This is a genomic window from Thalassotalea sp. PLHSN55, assembly GCF_052030545.1.
GTDB lineage: Bacteria > Pseudomonadota > Gammaproteobacteria > Enterobacterales > Alteromonadaceae > CANMXU01.
Map to the genome: position 1 here is coordinate 429,488 of NZ_JBPDIH010000001.1, position 21,108 is coordinate 450,595.

General features: G+C 40.0%; 20 protein-coding genes. 12 read left to right on the plus strand and 8 right to left on the minus strand.

Annotation, left to right across the window (positions count from 1 at the left end; translation table 11 throughout):
• The first annotated feature begins 252 nt into the window (after nt 1-252).
• The 4 genes from ACRRSQ_RS02045 (at nt 253) to ACRRSQ_RS02060 (ending at nt 3,307) form a co-directional block, all read left to right on the plus strand.
• Nucleotides 253-702: an adenylyltransferase/cytidyltransferase family protein gene (locus ACRRSQ_RS02045; protein WP_440874022.1), complete on the plus strand. Its 450-nt coding sequence runs from the start codon at nt 253-255 to the stop codon at nt 700-702.
• A 238-nt stretch (nt 703-940) separates the two neighbouring features.
• Nucleotides 941-2,113 carry an NAD/NADP octopine/nopaline dehydrogenase family protein gene (locus tag ACRRSQ_RS02050; protein ID WP_440874023.1) on the plus strand — a complete coding sequence of 391 codons (1,173 nt, stop codon included), beginning with the start codon at nt 941-943 and terminating at the stop codon, nt 2,111-2,113.
• Complete coding sequence (locus tag ACRRSQ_RS02055; RefSeq protein ID WP_440874024.1) at nt 2,106-2,786, plus strand: 2OG-Fe(II) oxygenase; 681 nt, start codon at nt 2,106-2,108, stop codon at nt 2,784-2,786. Before ACRRSQ_RS02050 ends, ACRRSQ_RS02055 begins: the two co-directional genes overlap by 8 nt.
• A gap of 47 nt (nt 2,787-2,833) precedes the next feature.
• Nucleotides 2,834-3,307, plus strand: a complete 474-nt coding sequence (locus ACRRSQ_RS02060; RefSeq protein WP_440874025.1) for a hypothetical protein — start codon at nt 2,834-2,836, stop codon at nt 3,305-3,307.
• Nucleotides 3,308-3,473: 166 nt separating this feature from the next.
• On the opposite strand, the gene nth is transcribed toward ACRRSQ_RS02060, so the two are convergent.
• The 8 genes from nth to ACRRSQ_RS02100 form a co-directional block, all read right to left on the minus strand.
• Complete coding sequence (gene nth, locus ACRRSQ_RS02065; RefSeq protein ID WP_440874026.1) at nt 3,474-4,106, minus strand: endonuclease III; 633 nt, start codon at nt 4,104-4,106, stop codon at nt 3,474-3,476.
• A 42-nt stretch (nt 4,107-4,148) separates the two neighbouring features.
• Entirely contained in the window at nt 4,149-4,856 is a 708-nt protein-coding gene (locus tag ACRRSQ_RS02070; protein ID WP_440874027.1) for an electron transport complex subunit E, read from the minus strand.
• A gap of 15 nt (nt 4,857-4,871) precedes the next feature.
• The gene (gene rsxG, locus ACRRSQ_RS02075) at nt 4,872-5,492 is read right to left on the minus strand and encodes an electron transport complex subunit RsxG (protein ID WP_440874028.1); all 621 of its coding nucleotides are present in this window, start codon (nt 5,490-5,492) and stop codon (nt 4,872-4,874) included.
• Nucleotides 5,492-6,553, minus strand: a complete 1,062-nt coding sequence (gene rsxD / locus ACRRSQ_RS02080; RefSeq protein WP_440874029.1) for an electron transport complex subunit RsxD — start codon at nt 6,551-6,553, stop codon at nt 5,492-5,494. Before rsxD ends, rsxG begins: the two co-directional genes overlap by 1 nt.
• Before the next feature lie 4 nt (nt 6,554-6,557).
• Nucleotides 6,558-8,837, minus strand: coding sequence for an electron transport complex subunit RsxC (gene rsxC / locus ACRRSQ_RS02085; RefSeq protein ID WP_440874030.1), 2,280 nt, complete (start codon nt 8,835-8,837; stop codon nt 6,558-6,560).
• Between the two features lie 11 nt (nt 8,838-8,848).
• The gene (gene rsxB, locus ACRRSQ_RS02090) at nt 8,849-9,406 is read right to left on the minus strand and encodes an electron transport complex subunit RsxB (protein ID WP_440874031.1); all 558 of its coding nucleotides are present in this window, start codon (nt 9,404-9,406) and stop codon (nt 8,849-8,851) included.
• A complete protein-coding gene (rsxA, locus tag ACRRSQ_RS02095) occupies nt 9,406-9,987 on the minus strand; it encodes an electron transport complex subunit RsxA (RefSeq protein WP_440874032.1) in 582 nt (193 codons plus the stop codon). Before rsxA ends, rsxB begins: the two co-directional genes overlap by 1 nt.
• Nucleotides 9,988-10,228: 241 nt before the next feature.
• The gene (locus ACRRSQ_RS02100) at nt 10,229-12,118 is read right to left on the minus strand and encodes an EAL domain-containing protein (RefSeq protein WP_440874033.1); all 1,890 of its coding nucleotides are present in this window, start codon (nt 12,116-12,118) and stop codon (nt 10,229-10,231) included.
• A gap of 480 nt (nt 12,119-12,598) precedes the next feature.
• Here ACRRSQ_RS02100 and rimP point away from each other — a divergent pair, with 480 nt between their 5' ends.
• From rimP to ACRRSQ_RS02140, 8 genes are all read left to right on the plus strand, one after another.
• Nucleotides 12,599-13,060 (plus strand): ribosome maturation factor RimP, encoded by a 462-nt coding sequence (gene rimP / locus ACRRSQ_RS02105; protein ID WP_440874034.1) that lies wholly within the window; start codon nt 12,599-12,601, stop codon nt 13,058-13,060.
• A gap of 21 nt (nt 13,061-13,081) precedes the next feature.
• Nucleotides 13,082-14,578 (plus strand): transcription termination factor NusA, encoded by a 1,497-nt coding sequence (nusA, locus tag ACRRSQ_RS02110; protein WP_440874035.1) that lies wholly within the window; start codon nt 13,082-13,084, stop codon nt 14,576-14,578.
• Nucleotides 14,579-14,600: 22 nt separating this feature from the next.
• Nucleotides 14,601-17,285: a translation initiation factor IF-2 gene (gene infB / locus ACRRSQ_RS02115; RefSeq protein ID WP_440874036.1), complete on the plus strand. Its 2,685-nt coding sequence runs from the start codon at nt 14,601-14,603 to the stop codon at nt 17,283-17,285.
• Between the two features lie 209 nt (nt 17,286-17,494).
• Nucleotides 17,495-17,902, plus strand: coding sequence for a 30S ribosome-binding factor RbfA (gene rbfA, locus ACRRSQ_RS02120; RefSeq protein WP_440874037.1), 408 nt, complete (start codon nt 17,495-17,497; stop codon nt 17,900-17,902).
• A 3-nt stretch (nt 17,903-17,905) separates the two neighbouring features.
• On the plus strand, nt 17,906-18,853 hold the full coding sequence (gene truB, locus ACRRSQ_RS02125) for a tRNA pseudouridine(55) synthase TruB (RefSeq protein WP_440874038.1): 948 nt from the start codon (nt 17,906-17,908) through the stop codon (nt 18,851-18,853).
• A 147-nt stretch (nt 18,854-19,000) separates the two neighbouring features.
• Nucleotides 19,001-19,270 (plus strand): 30S ribosomal protein S15, encoded by a 270-nt coding sequence (rpsO, locus tag ACRRSQ_RS02130; protein ID WP_440874039.1) that lies wholly within the window; start codon nt 19,001-19,003, stop codon nt 19,268-19,270.
• 110 nt (nt 19,271-19,380) lie between these two features.
• Nucleotides 19,381-19,944, plus strand: a complete 564-nt coding sequence (locus tag ACRRSQ_RS02135; protein ID WP_440874040.1) for an RNA polymerase sigma factor — start codon at nt 19,381-19,383, stop codon at nt 19,942-19,944.
• A 28-nt stretch (nt 19,945-19,972) separates the two neighbouring features.
• Nucleotides 19,973-21,040, plus strand: a complete 1,068-nt coding sequence (locus tag ACRRSQ_RS02140; RefSeq protein WP_440874041.1) for a FecR family protein — start codon at nt 19,973-19,975, stop codon at nt 21,038-21,040.
• Nucleotides 21,041-21,108 lie beyond the last annotated feature (68 nt).

The following is a 21,108-nucleotide window of genomic DNA, read 5'->3' on the forward strand; positions in this document are numbered from 1 at the left end:
TACTCTATATCTACCTGTAGTAACAATAAATGCTGGTTGGAATATTACACAGCATTCTATTGTCGCTTTTATAATTGGCCGTATTTTTCTTTAACTGACGCAGATAAAAGAAAGCCCAAGAGCAATGGAGCCTCTTGGTGGTTATAACCTTGCTAGAAAAGCTTTACCAAAGAATGCATTGGTAATGAAAATATTTGCCGGAGTAGATAACGAAAATTTTTTCGCGATCTGCTCTGTAAAAGGAGCAATAAAATGAAAAAAGTATATACCAGTGGTGTATTTGATTTATTTCACGTAGGACACGTATCGGTTCTAAAAAAAGCAAAAGAATTTGGTGACTATTTGATTGTTGGCGTACATTCAGATGAAGATGTTGAGTCTTATAAACGTACACCTATTATTTCTTGTGAGCAAAGGTGTGAAATCATAAGAAATATAAAATGTGTCGATGAGGTTATTGTCGCACCACTGACCCCTAATATAGATGCTAGTTTTTACGAGTTAAATAAAATTGATATCCATGTCGCAGGCGATAATATGCAGCACATGTACGAGTTACCTCATAAAATGGGGATAATGCGCTATGTTGCAAGAAGCCCTAAGACAGACTCGACTTCAATTATAAATAAGCTGAATAAAATTGATAAGATCGACAAAGTTAAAAAGGCCAATGGTGCTTCGAATTTTAATTATTGGTCTTAATCTTTTGGGTTGTTGAATAGCCAATTTATAGTTCGCACCATTTTATAGTTCGCACAATGGATCGAGCACATAGCTGGCGCTAAAACTAACTTGGTATCATCTGTTTAACTGCATTTTAAAATTTCCACAGTTCTAAATTTCTACATCTCAACATTTCCAAATTTCTAAATTTCCACCATTTACAAGGCAAGGGGGAGTTTCTCCCCTTGAATATATCCTTAAATTATTGAGAGAAAAAATGAGAATCGCCATCATAGGAGCCGGTAATGCTGGTTCTGCTTGTGCGTTTATGGCTGCTGAGGCAGGTCATAAAGTTAGATTATTGAAGACTTCAAATCATGTTACTCATGATGAACATTTTGAAAAAATGGTCGAAAATAAAGGCATCTATTGCATCGACAATACTAAAACCGGTCATTTTACCGACAGCGGTGACAATGTCGAAAAAACCTTTCAACCATTAGAAATGATCACCAGAGAGCCCAAAGAAGCTATTGCAGGGGCAGATGTAGTCATGATTTTTATTCAAACTACATATCACCCTGCATTAGCTGAAAGAGTCGCAAAATATTTTCAGGATAATCAACTGATTATATTAATTCCAGGATATGCAGGTAGCATTCATTATCGTAAGTTTTGCGATAATGATCCCATATTTGCCGAAGGAGAGTCGACGCCTAATGATGCAAGGGTAGTTGAACCGGGCACAGTGAAAGTGTTATTTAAAAATGCTAGAAATTCACTTTCTTTTTTCCCGGCTGCAAGGACGTCACGTGGTATGGCAATTGCCGCTAATTTGTTTCCTGCCTATAACATTGACAGAAAAAGAGTGCGAAAGCACATATTCGAATCAGCACTGCATAATCCCAATATTATTGTTCATACCGTGGGGTTATATGTCATGTATCCAATGCTTGAATATTGTGCCAAACATCACCCAGATGAAGTGCCATATATGTACAGAGATGCCCTTTCAACTGATATGGCATGGCTAATGATAGAAAAACTAGATGCAGAAAAAATGGCGGTATTAAGTGCCCTTGGCTGTGAACCTACACCTTATCTAGATGCCTGTCTATTTAGAAATGAAGAAGATTTAACACAAGATCCGAAAGAAGTATTTGAAAGCTATAAAATATCATCGCCTCCAGGTCCTTATAGTTTTGATAACAGATACGTAACGGAAGATGTCCCTATGGGGCTAGTTTTACTCTCTTCGTTAGGTGAAAAGTTAGGTATTAACATGCCAGAATGTAATCGCTTGATCGAGATGTGCGGTGGCCTTTTAGCGAGAGATTTCTTTAAAGAAGGAAGAACACTCACTTCACTAGGGTTAGGGGAATTAACAAAAGAAGGACTATTATCTTTTGTTGAAGATGAACGTGTCACCCTAAATCTGAATCTTGTTTGATTTACCAATTGTGACGCCTATTAGCGACAACTCCTCTTTGTTTGAATCAATCTCAAATAACATTGTTGATAAGGGCTATAGTATTAGCCCTTATGCGTTACCCAAAGACTTAACTACCTTATTATTAGAACATATTACTAAATTAACAAAGGAAAACTATGCACGGGCGGGTATTGGAAGAGCCAAAGAACATGCCATTAGTGACTTCATTCGCACCGATGAAGTCTCTTGGATAACAGGAAACAGTGAAGCTAGTTGTGCGTGGATAAAATGGACAACATCACTACAAAACTATCTAAACAGACGTTTATTTCTGGGGTTGTTTTCTTTTGAAAGCCATTATTCCCATTACACTGCAGGCGATTTCTATAAGAAGCATAAAGACGCTTTTAAAGGGGGCGAAAATCGTGTGCTATCTGTTGTAGTTTACCTTAATCAAAACTGGTCTGCCGCTGATGGTGGAGAGTTGGTGATTTATGAAAATCAATTGTCAGCTGCCCCAATTGTTGATAATCGTGTCGCCGTTGTAAGGCCAAGTTTAGGTACTATTGTCGTATTTTTAAGTGAAGAATTTCCACATGAAGTATTACCTGCAAAACGTGACCGCTACTCAATCGCGGGCTGGTTTCATTTAAACAACAGCATTACAAATAAGGCTGAGCCACTCAGTTAATATTAAGCCATGCTAAATGAATATCTATTTATGGGAGGAAGTGGTAATTGTCGAAATCAAATGACAAGCTTCATGTGCTAAGCGAATTAACTGATATCAATAATGAACTTATTCCACTAAAGGAAATAGCCGACAGAGAACTAATCTCTATCTATGGGCTAACTGGGATGGTTTACAGGCCACACCAAGATGCTTACATGCAAGTATGTGTGAAGAAAGCTAAAATATTAGCCTGTTTAAAAAGGCAAAACATTTTGCCTCTATCGAAAGTAGAGCTTGTTAGTGCGGCTTTAGATAAGATGCATTCGAGAGCAAAAAGTCGCGCTATCGTTGAATATCAAGGTGGTCATTATGAACGTAAATTTTTACCTTTAAAACTAAGTAAATCAGGAAAAATTGTTCAAAAATGGGCTAAGGTTTGGCTTTTACATCACACTAATGGAAAAATTGACTCGCAATGGGAAAGCCAAGTACGAGAGATTTGGCCGACATATTTTTTGATTAGCATAGTTGATTTATAACTAGGTTACTTAATTCGCTTTGCTTTATGGACTCGAGCTTAATCGTATTATAAAGACTATTTAAAGTTGCCATGCCAAATTAGTTGAATAAAACAGTCCCATCTACGCGCTAGATGTACATCTAAAAAGAGCCATCTACGACTATTAAGCTCAAAGCGGCCTATAGTTATTCAGTTTTATCTTTAAATTCACACAAATCTTCAATAATGCACGCGCCACAGCGTGGCTTACGTGCGACGCAGGTGTATCTGCCGTGCAGAATAAGCCAGTGGTGTACGTCTACTTTAAATTCTTTGGGCACTACTTTTAAAAGTTTTTGCTCAACTAGGTCAACGTTTTTACCCATAGCAAGTTTGGTACGGTTTGATACGCGAAAAATGTGGGTATCTACTGCAATGGTAGGCCAGCCAAAGGCAGTGTTTAATACTACGTTTGCGGTTTTTCTGCCAACGCCGGGTAGGGCTTCGAGCGCTTCTCGGTTTTCAGGTACTTCGCCGCCATGAAGGTCTACCAACATTTGACAGGTTTTCATGGTGTTTACCGCTTTGGTATTAAATAAACCGATGGTTTTAATATATGACTTTAAACCGTCAAGCCCTAAGTCTAAAATGGCTTGTGGCGTATTCGCCACAGGATAAAGCTTGTCAGTCGCTTTATTAACGCCAACATCGGTAGCTTGCGCAGAAAGCAGTACCGCAATTAACAGTTCAAATGGTGTACTGAAATTAAGCTCTGTGGTCGGCTCTGGGTTATCATCACGTAATCTTGTTAAAATCTCTAAGCGTTTTTCTTTATTCATAAGGACATTTTTATTGTTGTTTTAATATATTCACTACAATGATTATTGCGCGTCAAAGTTCACTCGAACACGTTCGATGGCTTGTTCGGTGAGTTTAGGTTTACGCTGTTCAAGTTTTGCGTCGATGGCATTTTTAATCGCGATTAAAAAGCCCATTGCGATAAATGCACCGGGTGGCAAAATTGCGAGTAGAAACTGACTGTCAAATTGGAATACTTCAATGCGAATGCTTTTAGCCCAGTCGCCAAGAAGCAGGTGAGCGCCGTCAAATAATGTACCTTGACCTAAAATTTCTCTGATCATACCTAAGGCAAGTAGTACTAACATAAAGCCGATACCCATCATTAAACCGTCAAAGCTTGCTTGTTTTAACGGATTTTTCGAAGCATAAGCTTCTGCGCGACCGATAATGGCGCAGTTGGTGACAATTAGAGGTAAAAAGATGCCCAACGATTTATATAAGTCGTAGGTAAATGCATTCATTAATAACTGCACACAGGTTACAAAGGCGGCAATAATTAAGACAAAAATAGGAATGCGAATTTCTTTCGGTACCCAATGACGAATTAAAGACACGGTTGCATTTGAGCAAATTAAAACGAATAACGTCGCTAAGCCTAAACCTAGTGCATTGGTAAATGTTGAGGTAACCGCAAGCAAAGGGCATAAACCTAATAGCTGCACTAACCCCGGGTTATTTTTCCATAAACCTTGCCAAGCAAGGTCTCGGTATTCTTGGTTAAATTTCATTACAGATCTCGATTCCTATTGCTGATGACAAGATCGTGTCGATGCAAACAAATCATCTTTATGTTGTTCATAATAAAGCACGGTTCTTTTAACGGCTTTGACTACGGCACGTGGTGTAATAGTTGCACCTGTAAATTGGTCGAACATGCCGCCGTCTTTGGCGACATTCCAGCGACTGTCACTTTCACTTTCTAGTTGCTTGTCTTTGAAAACTAAAATCCAGTCGCTTTTTTCAGGCTCTATTTTATCGCCTAAACCTGGTGTTTCTTTGTGTTCCAAAACGCGGACACCGCTTACCGTGTTATCGTTTTGCACCGCGACAATAATTTCAATATTACCGTTATAACCATCGGGCGCTGTGGCAGTGAGTGCTGCTGCAATGCCTTGATTATTATTTCGCGCCAAATAGGCGGTTTGTAGGTGTTGGTTTTCATCATCATATAGTACACAGTCTTGATACAAATCGTTGTCATAACTTTGCGGCGCAATAATCTCATTTAAGGTATTAAGCAGGTATTGCTGCTTTTGTATTTCAATGCGATCTTTGGTTAATAAGTTAACCACGCCAACAACGGCAGTACAGGCAATGGCAAACAAGCCTAGAATACGCGCATTTTTTTCAATGGCTATTTTCATTACTCGCCTCCTTTAGCATGGCCGTAGGTTCTTGGGCGGGTATATTGATCAATTAATGGTGCTGCCATGTTGCATAATAAAACTGAAAAGGCGACAGCATCTGGGTAGCCACCAAATTTTCGAATAATATAAACCAAAGCGCCAGCTAAAATACCGACTAAAATACGGCCCTTAGTGCTGGTTGCACCAGAGACAGGGTCGGTTAAGATGAAAAATGCACCTAACATACAGGCACCGTTGAACCAATGAAACATGGTTGAAGCGCTGCTGTCTGGGCTAATTAAAAATGCGATAAGTGAACATACAAATAAACTGGCCAAAAAGCTTACCGGCGTGCGCCAGTCAATGGCTTTTTTAGCGATAAGAAATAAACCGCCGATCAAAAAACCTGCATTTATCCATTCCCAGCCAATGCCAAAATGCTCGCCAATAATTGGGCTGTTCATACTTTCAATAACAGTTAAACCAACAGTTAAGTTAGTTTTTAACGTATCTAATGGCGTTGCCATGGTGAAACCGTCAATGTGTGTTCTTAATTGTTCAACAGAGTAGCCATCTGCGGTAAAACTGGTAAATATGGTTGAAAGTGTATCGCCAAAGCTTAGTTGCACTTGCATTAAACTTAGCGGAGGCTGCCACATTGTCATTTGCACAGGAAATGACACTAACAGCATGACATAAGCAGCCATTGCAGGGTTAAATGGGTTATGGCCTAACCCCCCGTATAATTGTTTAACAATGATAATGGCAAACAACGCACCGAGTACTGAAATCCACCAAGGCGCGAGGGCGGGTAAGCTAACGCCAATTAACACGGCAGTTAACAAGGCGCTACCATCAAGGACTTGATCTTTGATGTGGTGTTTACGTAATGATAAGACAAAAAATTCAGCAATAAGTGCAGTGAGCATCGCTAAAGTAATATGAATGATGTTACCCCAGCCGAAAAAATACCATTGCGCCAATATGCCGGGTACGGTGGCATATATCACCAAGCGCATCAGCGCAGATGTTTTTTCTTGTATGTGGCTGTGTGGCGAGCTTGCTATCCAAAAGGCCATAGTTTTATATTGACTCTCGTTGTTGTTTCTTCGCTTTTGCTTTAGCGACGGCATCAGCAATACGTTGTTTCTTGTCTGTATCGATTGACGGTTGTGGCACATGCTCTGTGCTTGTTTCTTCGACCCTGTTTTGTGCTGCGAGTTTTTTCGCTTTTGCTTTAGCAATTGCTGCAGCAATTTTGGCTTTTTTCGCGTCAGCTGGACTTAGTTCTGTTTCTTTTTCAGATGCAGTATTGCCTGAGCTTTCAGCTGCTGTGTCTTTAGCATGACTTTGCGTTTCACCGCTTTTTACTTCGCTGCTTTGAGCTTCACTGCTTTTTGTTTCGCTGCTTTGAGCTTCGCTGCTCTGTGCTGCCGTTTTTGCAGCTAATTTTTTCGCTTTTGCTTTGGCAATGGTTGCGGCAATTTTAGCTTTTTTAGCATCAGCTGGGCTTAGTGCAGCTTCTTTGTCAGATACTGTATTTTCTGAGCTTTGAGCTGCGGCTTTTTCGGCTAATTTTTTCGCTTTTGCTTTGGCAATGGTTGCAGCAACTTTGGCTTTTTTCTCGTCAGCTGCGCTTGTTTTTGCTGTAGAGGTAGCGGAACTCTCAATTGCTGTCTCTTCATCGCTTGTTGGGCTAGCATTGTCTTTTAACTTTTGAGCGGCAAGTTTCTTAGCTTTTGCTCTTGCGATAGCGGCTGAAACTTGGCTCTTCTCTGGCGAAGCGGCGTTGTTTACTGCGTCTTCACCAACGGTTTGTTGTTTCTTTGCTTTGACGCGTGCTAGTGCTGCGGCAACGGCTGATTTTTCTTTGTTGGCTTCAGCTGTACCTGAATTCATCCGCGCTTTACGCGCTTCTGCCGCTTTACGATGTTTTTCTTCTCTGGCACGTTTTTCTTTTTCTAAACGCAGTTTTCGCGCTTCAAAACGATTTTTAGCTTGTTCAGCTTTTATATCGGCTTGTTGTTGTTCACGAATTTCTGCCTTAGCAATACGATAATAATGCACTAAAGGAATTTGGCTTGGGCATACATAAGCACAGGCGCCACATTCAATACAGTCAAACAAATTTAAACGATTGAGTTGTTGTTGATCTTTAGCTTTTGCGCTCCACTGTAACTCTTGTGGTAACAAGGTGCTTGGGCAAACTTCAGCGCATTGCCCACAGCGAATACATTCCACTTCATGTTGTGTGGTAGGAATTTCAACCTTACTCGGGACAAGAATACAGTTTGTTGTTTTAACTACGGGCACTTGGGTTGACGGCAGAGTATAACCCATCATCGGGCCGCCCATAATTAACTGCTGACTGTTATTACTGTTGTAGCCACATTGCGTTAATAAATGCTCTATTGGCGTTCCTAACAGCGCCCAAACGTTTTGTGGTTTTGCTAATGCTTGACCGGTAACGGTAACAACCCTTTTAAGCAATGGCGTGTCGTTAATTACCGCGTCGGCAATGGCATAACAAGTTGCGACGTTTTGCATTACAATACCTAACTTGCTGGGTAATACGCCAGTAGGCACTTCTTGCCCTGTGAGGATTTTTATTAACTGTTTTTCACCACCGGTTGGGTATTTAGTTGGCAATACACACACCGTAATTTTGTCGATATCTTGGGTAGCTTGTTGCAACGCTTTAATCGCTTCGGGCTTGTTATCTTCGATACCAATAAAAATAAACTCAGCTTGTACTAGTTTATCGATAATTTTAATGCCATCGACAATACTGGGTGAGTGTTCACGCATTAATAAATCATCAGCGGTGATATAAGGTTCACATTCAGCGGCATTAATGATCAAGTATTTAATCGGATGAGCACTGTTAACCTTAATATGCGTTGGAAAACCTGCGCCGCCCATACCAGAAATTCCAGCATTAGCTATTTTTTCAATCAGCTGACTATTTTCCAGCTGGTGAAAGTCTTGACATACGGTACGAGGTTGCCATGTGTCTTCACCATCAGGCGTTAAGAAAATACAAGGCTCTTGCATTCCCGATGGGTGTGCAATAATTGCCGGTTTTATTGCGCTAATCACACCACTCGTTGGCGCATGTATCGGCACTGACATTGGGCTTTTTGCACAGGTAAGCGCTTGGCCTTTTAATACTGTATCGCCTTCATTAACGATTAATTTACCAGCGTGACCAATATGCTGCTGCAGCGGTAAGATTAGCTGCTTTGGCATGGTTAGGGTGCGAATTGGTTTTGCATTGGTGAGAAATTTTTGCTCAGGCGGGTGAATGCCGCCATGAAACTTCCAAAAATGTCCTCGCTTAATGCGTTCTATGATCTGTTCCACCAAAACCTCGTTTAATCTAACTGTGTCACGGAAATTGTATTGAGATCCCACTGCCAGTTTTTCAGGGTCTGCGGAATAGGGCGCATTTCAATACAGTCTACAGGGCAAGGAGCAACACATAAGTCACAACCTGTGCATTCATCGGCAATGATGGTATGCATTTGTTTAGTTGTGCCTAAAATGGCGTCAACCGGACAGGCTTGAATACACTTGGTACAGCCAATACAGTCTTCTTCAATAATAAAGGCGACTTTGGGTGAGTTATCTGCTTCATGCGCGGCATCTAATGGCTGTACTTCTACGCCCATTAAGTCGGCAATTTTTTTAATAACGTCGTCGCCACCGGGGGCACATTTGTTAATTGCTTCACCATTTGCCACGGCTTCTGCGTAGGGTTTACAACCTGGGTAACCACACTGGCCACATTGCGTTTGTGGCAATAAATTATCTAACTGCTCAACGAGTGGGTCGCCTTCTACTTTGTATTTTACGGAGGCATAGCCAAGCAAAGCGCCAAAAACTGCACTTAATAAACCTAAGACGAGAATTGCAACAATTAAGGTTTCCATTAAAACTTCACCAAACCTGAAAAGCCCATAAATGCGAGCGACATTAAACCTGCGGTGATCATCGCGATTGCCGAGCCTTTAAATGGTGTTGGCACATCAGCATTGGCAAGTTTTTCTCGCATGGCAGAAAACATTATTAGTACTAAAGAAAAGCCTGCAGCGGCGCCAAAACCGTAAACAATAGATTCAAAGAAGTTATGTTGTTCATAAATATTTAAAAGAGCCACACCTAATACAGCGCAGTTAGTGGTGATGAGCGGTAAAAAGATACCCAACAAGCGATATAAATTGGCACTGGTTTTATGGACAATCATTTCGGTAAACTGAACAACCACAGCAATAACCAAGATAAAGGCCATTGTCGTTAAATACTCAAGACCTAATGGCATCAAAATATAGGTATTGACGATATAACTTAACAGTGAAGCGAGGGTCATAACAAACGTAGTGGCAAAGGACATTCCAATGGCACTTTCTGTTTTTGAAGACACCCCCATAAAGGGGCAAAGCCCTAAGAAGTTTACTAAAACGAAATTGTTTACTAGTACTGTGCCTACTAGCAACAGCAGGTAATCGGTCATTTTATTTTTAAATTAGTGAGATAATTCACGCTATTATCCGTTTTTATGAGGGATTTAACAACTGGTCAATAGTAAGGTTATTTCAGATAGTTTAATTAATGTGCATTTTAATGATAGGGATTAAATTCCTTGCAGATAAATCGTACTGATTTGCAAGGAAAATGAGTGTTATTGAGCGCAAAAATTAAAACGCCGTAATATACGCTAGGTTATATTACGGCGTTTTTCTGTATGCTTTGATTTACATTTTAGTGGGCTTGCCAATGTAAAAGCCTTGGCAACCGTCAATAAACAGTTTTTCTAGGGTATGCTTTTCTTCTTGGCTTTCAACACTTTCTGCTAATACGTTAATACTCAGGCGATGAGCAAGATCAACCATTAAACGTAAGAAGTACTGATTATTTTTATCATCGTCAATATCGCGGGTATACGTACTGTCCATTTTAATAAAATCAGGTTTTAATTCCCTGAAAAATTTAAACGAGGTTAAACCTACACCAAAACGCTCGACGGTGACTCGAGAGCCGACGCGGTGCATCATGTCGATAAAACGTTTACTGGCACGAATATTTTGCTGTAAGCCATATTCACTGATCTCAAAGATCAATCGAGATGAAATATTAGGCTCTCTTAGCAAGCGTCGCTCTAACCAGACGATAAACTGTTCGTCGTGAATGGTACGTGAACTGATATTAATACCAAAACTATGATCTTGAAGGTTCTTATTGGTGATTTCCGTAATGGCGGTTTCGATAATTAATTTATCAACTTCTACGATTTTATCGAGCTTTTCAGCCATGGCGATAAACGAGGCGGTTGGCAACATTTCATCATTGGTATTTAAGAACCGCGCTAAAATTTCACCATAAACGCGCATATTACGGTTGTTGGGCTGAATATGCTGAACTAATAAAGTCACGCGTTTATTCGCGATGACACTCTCAATTTCTTGTCGCCAATTTTGGTTGCCATAATTAGCAGCCGTATTGCTTGCTATATCGTTATCTTTTTGAGAATACCAAGAGTTAATATGTTGAGTTTGTGCAACGCTAATACCGGTATCGGCTAAGGCTAATAACTCACCCAAGGGCTTATCTTGTTCAAAATACACTAAACCACTGTAGGCAACAGAGTCGAGGTCTGACGCTTGTTGATAGTCGTTAAACTTGTTGGTGATTTCTTTGGTGTAATTTTCGGCTTCTTTTAAGCGCACATTTGGAATAATGGCGGCAAAGTCTGAACTATTTAATCGAAACAATTTAGCCGATTTATAATTAGCGATAGACGATTTAAGCATATCAGCTACGGCCGTGATGTATTGATCACCCACAGTATAACCATGAATTTGATTAATCGTTTGCAGCTCAGAGCAACGGGTCATCACCAAAACACCACATCTAAAATTGGCGTCAGTGCTAATGGTATCTTCGAAATATTGAATAAAGCGATTGCGATTATTTAAATGTGTTAGCGGGTCGATATAAGCATGTTCTTTTAATGAATTAGAATGTTCTTTTTCTAGCTCAATTAATTCATGAATTTCTTTTAAACCATCTTTTAATGCAGGAATTTCAAAAATATCACCGCTGTTTGCGTCTTTGTTTGGTTTTAAAATCGATGAGATTTCATTTTTAATTTGATCACTAAATAAGGTAAATAAGCGTTTATTTCGTTTATCACTCGACCAAGCCGCGATGAATATAAATGCTGCGGTAAGTGCTGATAAAATGACTAACGCTTGAATAACAAAAACAAAGACAACAGAAAAGTCTTGTTGAAAGGTTATTGTTGCTTGTGGTTCACCAACTTTAACCGTGGTACTTTCTGGAGAAACCAAGCTTAACCCAGTGGTCTTGCTATTGCCGTTATGACTAAACAATGATACTTGGTTGTTGTCAGAAATAGATAATTGCAAATACGGATTAATGGCTAATAATTTTTTACCAAAGGCTTGCCCGTCAAACTCACCATTTTGTTGTTCTGTTATCAATAACGATACAGTTTGTTGGTGTTGATTATGAAGGGTATTTAAATATTGAGAAAGTAAAAAAAAGGTCGATAGAAACATGATTGCTAAAAACAGCAATCCTAATAAAAAATTTCTAATGAGTAACTGTGAGAACGTATACATTGCTCGATCAATTTCCCTAGTAAAATGAATAACTAATTTAATTACATGTGGGTAATATATAACATGAATATTATTACATTACTAACACAGTAGTTATTTAAAACTTGATCAATTCCACTCATTTGTCTCTCTTTTTATAGCACATTTTATAATGGTTGGTTTTAAGTTGAGTAAAGTTGGGTGCTAATCGACTAAAGTGGTTGCGATTTTGATAGCGCAACTATATAATTCGCACAGCTTAATAATAGCAAGAAGACACTGACTGATATCAAAGGGCAAATTACTTTGAAATATCACTTCTTGTTATTTGATTCCATTAAATATTTTTAAAGGAATCTACACAAAGGGGTCAGTGATGTAAGCCCCGAGTGATGGGGCTTTTTTGTACATGCAATTTAGCGGTACAAAAAACAGCATAAGTATTTCGCTGGGCTTGAGGCCCTTTTTTTATTTCTAAATGTTTCTAATTGGAGAATATGATTGGCTAAATTTGAGCAAAAATTGGCAGAAATGTTAAGACCTGCTGTTGAAGAAGTAGGTAAAGAATTATTAGGCGTTGAGTTTATCAGTGCCGGTAATCAGTCAGTTTTACGTTTATTTATAGATCATGAAAATGGTATAGATGTTGACGACTGCGCAGAAGTTAGCCGTCAAGTAGGCGCTATTTTGGATGTCGAAGACCCAATTAGTAGCGAATATAATTTAGAAGTTTCTTCACCAGGGCTCGACCGTCCTTTGTTCGATTTACCTCAGTTTCAAGCGGTCATTGGTGAAACCATTAATGTGAAATTATCAATCCCATTAAATGGACGTAGAAAATTCAAAGGCATTTTAGAAGCCATTGAGAACGACACACTGATAGTAACGCTTGATAACCAAGAATTTGAATTGGTATTCAGCAATATAGACAAGGCAAACCTTGTTCATAATTTTGATAAATAAGATTAATAAAGGCTAAGTAGCATGAGTAAGGAAATATTACTAGTTGTTGATGCTGTTTCGAATGAAAAAGCACTTCCTCGAGAGAGCATTTTTGAAGCGATGGAAACCGCTTTAGAAACGGCGACCAAGAAAAAGTATGAAGGCGATATTTGCGTTCGCGTAAGCATTGATCGTCGTAGTGGTGATTTTGATACATTCCGTCGCTGGTTAGTGGTTGACGAATCAGAGCAACCAATGGAAAACCAATACGCAGAAATCAGTCTAGAAGCTGCGCAATATGACGATGCAGAATTAAAAGCTGGCGACTATATTGAAGAGCAAATTGAATCAGTAACTTTTGACCGTGTAACAACACAAACGGCCAAGCAAGTTATTGTACAGAAAATTCGCGAAGCTGAACGTGCATTAGTTGTTGATGCGTATCAAGAGCAAGTTGGCGAAATTATTACCGGTGTTGTTAAAAAGGCGACCCGTGAAAATGTAATTTTAGACCTAGGTAACAATGCAGAAGCGATCGTATATCGTGACGATATGTTACCTCGCGAAGTTTTTCGCCCAGGTGATCGTATTCGTGGTTTATTATATGAAATTAAACCAGAAGCTCGTGGCGCACAATTATTTGTAAGCCGTACTAAACCAGAAATGTTGATCGAACTTTTCCGCGTTGAAGTACCAGAAATTGGCGAAGAAATGTTAGAGATTAAGGGCGCTGCTCGTGATCCAGGTTCTCGCGCTAAAATTTCTGTGAAAAGTAACGACAAACGTATCGACCCAGTTGGTGCATGTGTGGGTATGCGTGGTTCACGTGTTCAAGCGGTTTCTGGTGAACTTGGTGGCGAACGTGTTGATATCGTGTTATACGATGACAACCCAGCACAGTACGTGATTAATGCGATGGCGCCAGCCGAAGTTGCATCAATCATTGTTGATGAAGACAAAAACACCATGGACATTGCGGTTGAAGAAGACAACCTTGCAATGGCCATTGGTCGTAGTGGTCAAAACATTCGTTTAGCTAGCCAGTTAACTGGTTGGGAATTAAACGTGATGACTGTTGCTGATATGAATGAAAAGCACCAAGCTGAGAACGATAAAGTATTAACGCTTTTCACTGAAAAATTAGATCTAGATGAAGACTTTGCTACGCTACTTTGCGAAGAAGGTTTTACGTCACTAGAAGAAATAGCTTACGTACCTGTTGCTGAAATGCTTGAAATTGACGGCATGGACGAAGATATTGTTGAAGAATTACGTAATCGTGCAAAAGAAGCATTAACGACGGCAGCATTAGCAAGTGAAGAAACTTTAGAAGGCGCAGAGCCAGCTGAAGACCTACTTGCTTTAGAAGGCTTAGATCGTCACCTTGCATTTGTATTAGCAAGTCGCGGTGTTATCACCCTTGAAGACTTAGCTGAACAAGGCGTTGATGAAATTGCCGATATTGAAGAATTAGATGAAACCAAAGCGGGTGAGTTAATTATGGCTGCTCGTAACATTTGTTGGTTTAACGAAGAATAAATAAGCCGGGAGAAAATATTAGATGGCAGAAGTAACAGTAGAACAACTTGCCAAAGAAATCGGAACACCGGTAGATCGTTTAGTGAGCCAATTGGCTGACACAGGCGTGAAAAAATCGGCAACGGATTCTGTGTCGCAAGAAGAAAAAGAAGCCTTGTTAGAGCATTTGAAAAAGCAACATGGTGACGATTCAACAGCGCAACCGAGCAAAATGACACTAAGTCGTAAGAAAAAATCGACATTAGTTTTAGGTCACGGTAGCAAAGCTAAATCAGTACAAGTTGAAGTACGCAAGAAACGTACTTACGTAAAACGTAGTGAATTAGAAGATCAGCAACAAGCAGAAGCAGAGGCGAAAGCCGCGGCAGAAGCACAAGCTAAAGCTGAAGAAGAAGCACGTATTGCGGCAGAAGCACAAGCGAAAGAAGAAGAAAACCTTCGCGCCTTAGCTGCAGCGAAAGCGGAAGCCGAAGCTGAGGCCAAAGCCAAAGCCAAAGCGGAAGCTGAAGCAAAAGCGAAACAAGCTGCAATTGAAAAAGCGAAAAGTATCGAAGAAGGTGTAACGCAAGCGCCAGTTAAAGCTGAAGAAAGTGAAGAAGCTAAAAAACTTCGTCAACAACAAGAAGCTGAAGCTCAAGCTAAAATTGAAGCAGAAGCAAAAGCTGCTGCAGAAGCGGCAAGAAAGCTAGCTGAAGAAAATGAAGCGCGCTGGAAAGCACAAGAAGCTGAGCGTAAAGCGAAAGAAAAAGAAGTCGTACATTTAACTTCTTCTAAATATGCACAAGAAGCTGAAGACAAAATTGACAGTGCTGACGAAGGTGGACGTCGTCGTCGCAAGAAAAAAACAGCGCAAGATAAAAATGCTCGTGGTGGCAAAAGTAAAGGCAAAGGTAAGCAAACATTATCAGCTCCTCAAAGTTTAAAACATGGTTTCCAAAAGCCTGTTGAAACTAAGCTAAGCGAAGTGCGCATCGGTGAAACCATTTCTGTGGCTGAACTTGCTAACAAAATGTCTGTTAAAGGCGCTGAAGTTGTTAAAGTGATGTTCAAAATGGGCGCGATGGCAACCATTAACCAAGTCATTGACCAAGAAACGGCGGCACTTGTCGCTGAAGAAATGGGCCGTGAAGTGATACTAGTAAAAGAAAATGCCCTTGAAGAAGCGGTACTTTCTGATCGTGGTCACTCAGGTGAAGAAATCACGCGTGCTCCAGTTGTCACTATTATGGGTCACGTTGACCATGGTAAAACATCACTACTTGACCACATTCGTGAAGCAAAAGTAGCTGACGGCGAAGCAGGTGGTATTACCCAGCACATTGGTGCATATCACGTAGAAACGGGTCATGGCATGATCACTTTCTTAGATACTCCAGGTCACGCCGCGTTTACCGCAATGCGTTCTCGTGGTGCAAAAGCGACTGATATCGTCATTATCGTTGTTGCTGCTGATGATGGCGTTATGCCACAAACCATTGAAGCGATTCAGCATGCGAAAGCATCTGAGGTGCCAATTATCATCGCTGTAAACAAAATGGATAAAGAAACTGCTGATCCAGATCGTGTTAAAACTGAGCTTTCTCAGCACGATGTTATTCCAGAAGATTGGGGCGGAGATGTGCAATTCTGTCACGTATCAGCCAAAACTGGTTTAGGTATCGATGAATTATTAGACTCAGTATTACTTCAATCAGAAGTATTAGAGCTAACCGCCGTTGTTGATAAAATGGCGAACGGTGTGGTTGTTGAGTCTAAATTGGATAAAGGTCGTGGCCCAGTTGCTACTGTACTTGTTCAAGAAGGTACACTTAATCAAGGTGATATCGTTTTATGTGGTCTTGAATATGGCCGTGTTCGTGCAATGCGCGATGAAAACGGTAAGCCAATTGAATCAGCAGGCCCTTCAATTCCAGTAGAAATTTTAGGTTTAAGCGGCGTTCCTCAATCAGGTGACGAAGCAACTGTTGTTAAAAACGAGAAAAAAGCACGTGAAGTGGCTTTATATCGTCAAGGTAAGTTCCGCGATGTGAAACTTGCGCGTCAACAAAAATCTAAACTTGAAAACATGTTTGCTAACATGGCTGAAGGTGATGTTTCTGAAGTTAACGTGGTACTTAAGTCTGACGTACAAGGTTCACTAGAAGCAATTTCTGATTCATTAGTGAAGCTTTCAACTGATGAAGTTAAAGTGAAAATCATTGGTTCAGGTGTTGGTGGTATTACCGAAACTGATGCAACATTAGCAGCTGCTTCTAACGCAATTGTGGTTGGCTTTAACGTTCGTGCCGATGCGGCTGCGCGTAAAGTCATTGAGTCTGAAGGTGTTGACTTACGTTACTATAGCGTAATTTACGCATTGATTGACGAAGTTAAATCTGCCATGAGCGGTATGCTTGCACCAGAATTTAAACAAGAAATTATTGGTCTTGCTGAAGTACGTGACGTATTTAAGTCACCAAAAATTGGTGCTATCGCCGGTTGTATGGTTACTGAAGGTATTATCAAGCGTAGCGCGCCAATTCGTGTATTACGTGAAAACGTTGTAATTTACGAAGGTGAGCTTGAATCACTACGTCGCTTTAAAGACGATGTACAAGAAGTTCGTAACGGTACTGAGTGTGGTATCGGTGTTAAGAACTACAACGATGTACGTGTCGGCGACCAAATCGAAGTGTTTGAAACAGTAGAAGTTAAACGCTCACTGTAATTTTATATTTTGCTATTTTCGTTAATAGCGGCATCTGGTGTACTCATTGACTCGCGTCAACTCCGTGCACCATCTTTGCTCTAAACGAAACTATCTTTAATATAAAACAACAGTCATTTGAAGTTTTATACAAAAGGGGCTTATGCCCCTTTTGCGTTAACTATTTTTAAAGAAGCAATGTTGTTAACTCATTGCTTTAGGAGTACATGATGGCGAGAGAATACGCTCGTACTGACCGAGTAGGTCAACAAATTCAAAAAGAAATTGCCGTTATTTTAATGCGTGAAGTTAAAGATCCACGTTTAAGTATGACCACAGTTTCAGCGGTAGAAGTGACCCGTGATTTAGCTTACGCAAAAGTGTTTGTTACTTTCTTTACCGAAGATGAGAGTGAAATTAACAGCTCTGTTGAAGTATTAAATGAAGCGGCAGGTTTTATTCGTTCATTGTTAGCGAAAAAATTACGCGCACGCATAATGCCGCACTTACGTTTTGTTTATGACAAGTCGATGGCAGAAGGTGTTCGTATGGGCCATTTAGTTGACCAAGCGGTTGCCAGTGATAAACACTTAATGGACGAAGCGCCAGAAAGTGATGAGCAAAGCGAGGACAAGTAATCCATGGCTAAGCGAAGAAAAGGTCGCCCAATCAATGGGGTACTTTTGTTAGACAAACCGTATGAAATGTCTTCAAACAATGCCTTGCAAAAAGTTAAGCGCATTTATTTTGCACAAAAAGCCGGGCACACCGGTGCACTTGACCCACTAGCTACAGGTATGTTGCCGATATGTTTAGGTGAAGGCACTAAGTTTTCTCAGTTCTTATTAGATACCGATAAAACTTATATTGTTACTGCAAAATTAGGTGTACGTACAACCACCAGTGATGCTGATGGCGAAGTGGTAAGTGAAAAGCCAGTAGACGTTTCAGATAAACAGTTATTTGAAGCCGTCGACACTTTTCGCGGTACCACAGAGCAAGTACCTTCCATGTATTCCGCATTAAAGTATCAAGGGCAACCTTTGTATAAATATGCGCGTGAAGGCATTGAAGTACCACGTGAATCACGCGAAATTACGGTATTTAAGCTTGACGTTTTACGCTTTGAGGGCGATGAAGTTGACATGGAAATTCATGTCTCTAAAGGCACCTATATTCGTACTATCGTTGATGATTTAGGTGAACTATTAGGCTGTGGTGCGCATGTATCTATGCTTCGTCGAATATCCGTTGGTTCATACCCGCGTGATAAAATGGTCACAATGGAGCAACTTGAAACATTACTTGAACAAGCCAATGCTGACGATGTTTCTCCTTCGACCTTATTAGACCCATTATTATTGCCGATGAATACAGCGGTTGCAGGCATGCCTGCGGTAACGGTTGACGATATGTCAGCAAACTTCTTACGTCATGGTAATCCCGTGCAATGCAGCGGCGCACCGGCTGATGGCGTAGTACAAGTTTATATCGGTGATAATGTCGAAACAGGTGAGTTTATCGGCGTTGGTCAAATTGACGATGATGGTTTAGTGGCACCCAAACGCATTACCGTAAAAGAAAATTAAACGAATATTCGCTTAACGCGCTATTTTACTTGCTTTCTTGATGATGGCTGATAGAATACGCGCTCTTTTGTCACCACGCTGAATTAGTGTTTGGCTGGTGAGATATTAATAGATACCTTCGGGTACATAACACACTAAGGATTTACAATGTCTTTAAATGCTTCAGAAAAAGCTGCAATCGTTGCAGAATACGCTCAAAAAGAAGGTGATACTGGTTCTCCAGAAGTTCAAGTTGCTTTGTTAACTACACAAATCAACCACTTACAAGGTCACTTCAAAGAGCACATCCATGATCACCATTCACGTCGTGGTTTATTACGCATGGTTAGTCAACGTCGTAAGTTACTTGATTACTTAAAAGGCAAAAACGGCGAGCGTTACACTGCGCTAATCGCTAAATTAGGTCTACGTCGCTAAGACAAGATTTAACTTTTGCAGAGAAAGGAGCCAATGGGCTCCTTTTTTATTGTCTTTTTTTTATGCGCCGCTTAGACTGAGGTTCTTCACTGGAACGAGAGTGGCTTCACATGGATAAGAAAAGCTTCACGGAAATTTTTGTAAGTTATAGTACTAATTTAAAAAAATATATCAGCCGCATTGCTCATAAAGAAGACATCGAAGATATTGTTCAAGAAACCTTTGTTAAAAGCTACCAAGCTGATTTAAAAAAAGAAATTAAGTATATACGTACTTATATGCTTAAAACCGCGAAGCATTTAGCCATTAATCATGTTAATAAATGGGACAATAAATTTAATGACTCGATAGAGGATTTTGACCAGCTACCTGTCGAATTAAGTAGCAACAGTTTTGATCAAGAGTATGAAAGCAAAGAACGATTTTTACTGTTTTGTCGGGCAACGGATGCATTGTCAGGCTCAGTGAAGAAATGCTTTATTCTGAAAAAGGTTTATGGCCTTAGTCAAAAAGAAATTGCTGAGTATCTATCGTTAAGCGAAAGTACCGTCGAAAAACATGTCGCTAAAGGGTTGTTGGGCACATTAAAATTTATGGAACAATTTGACCAAGATGATGGTCATAAAAAGGCTGACGTAATAAAAGGAAGGGCAAAACAGCGTAATGTTAAATAATGAAAATATTCGATTGAGTTGATGATTGATGGCTAAGGTGACTCAATTTCACAGTAAAGACGAGATTCTCGAGCAAGCGAGCCTTTGGGTAAGTAAAATTGATCGAGGCTTAACTACGTCTGAACAGCTTGACTTAACCGCGTGGGTTGAAGAAAGCGCAGCGCACTACCAAGCGTTAATGAAAATGGCATCTTTGTGGGATGATCTAACGGTTCTTGAAGAATTAAAATGTTTGTTTCCATTATCTAAAACAAAGACTGCATCTCAACCTGTTTCCTTTTGGCGCGCTTGGCCGATTGCGGCCAGTATTATGTTTGTTTCGGTGCTATTTGCAGCGCTAGTATTTGAATTTGGCCCTTCGTCTATTATCAGCAATAAGAGTATTTCATTCGCTCAAACTTACCAAACTCCGCTTGGGCAGCAACAATCGTTTTCTCTACCTGATGGTTCAACTCTACAGCTAAATACAAATAGCGTTGTCATGGTCAGTTATACTGAGCAAAAACGATTTTTAGAACTGGTCAAAGGTGAAGCTAATTTTGATGTCGCCAAAGATAAGTCGCGGCCTTTTGTGGTCAATGTTGGCGATAAGTCTTTTACCGCTTTAGGTACGGTATTTAATATTCAAAAAAATAGTGAACAAGCTATCGAGTTGTTAGTCACTGAAGGGAAAGTTTTAATCAATGAACTTTCTTTATCACCAGACAATATCAGTCAGTTATATGATGATACGCCAATAGCGGTTAACGGCGTATTGGTGACCTCAGGCGAGAAAGCGGTTATTGAGGATAACAAATCAAAAGTTGTTGAAAAGATTAATGCTGACGAGCTAGGCCGAGATTTAGCTTGGCGTTCAGGCATGCTCATTTTTGATAATGAAACCTTAGCCGATGCTTTAAGTGAAATTAGCCGATATAACGATACCCATTTTCACATCGACAGCGCTGAACTGGCACAATTAAAAATATCAGGCTATTTTAAAGCCGGCGATATCGAAGGTTTGTTACTGTCATTACAGTACGATTTTGATGTCAGTATTCAAAGAAGTGGTACAGGCAATAAACAAATTACCCTATCAAAACTTATTCAAGGCTAAGGTTTCCAATTTTTAGTCTTCAAGAATCATTTCTATCTTTTCCTTTATTTCCAAGTAATTATTAAAAA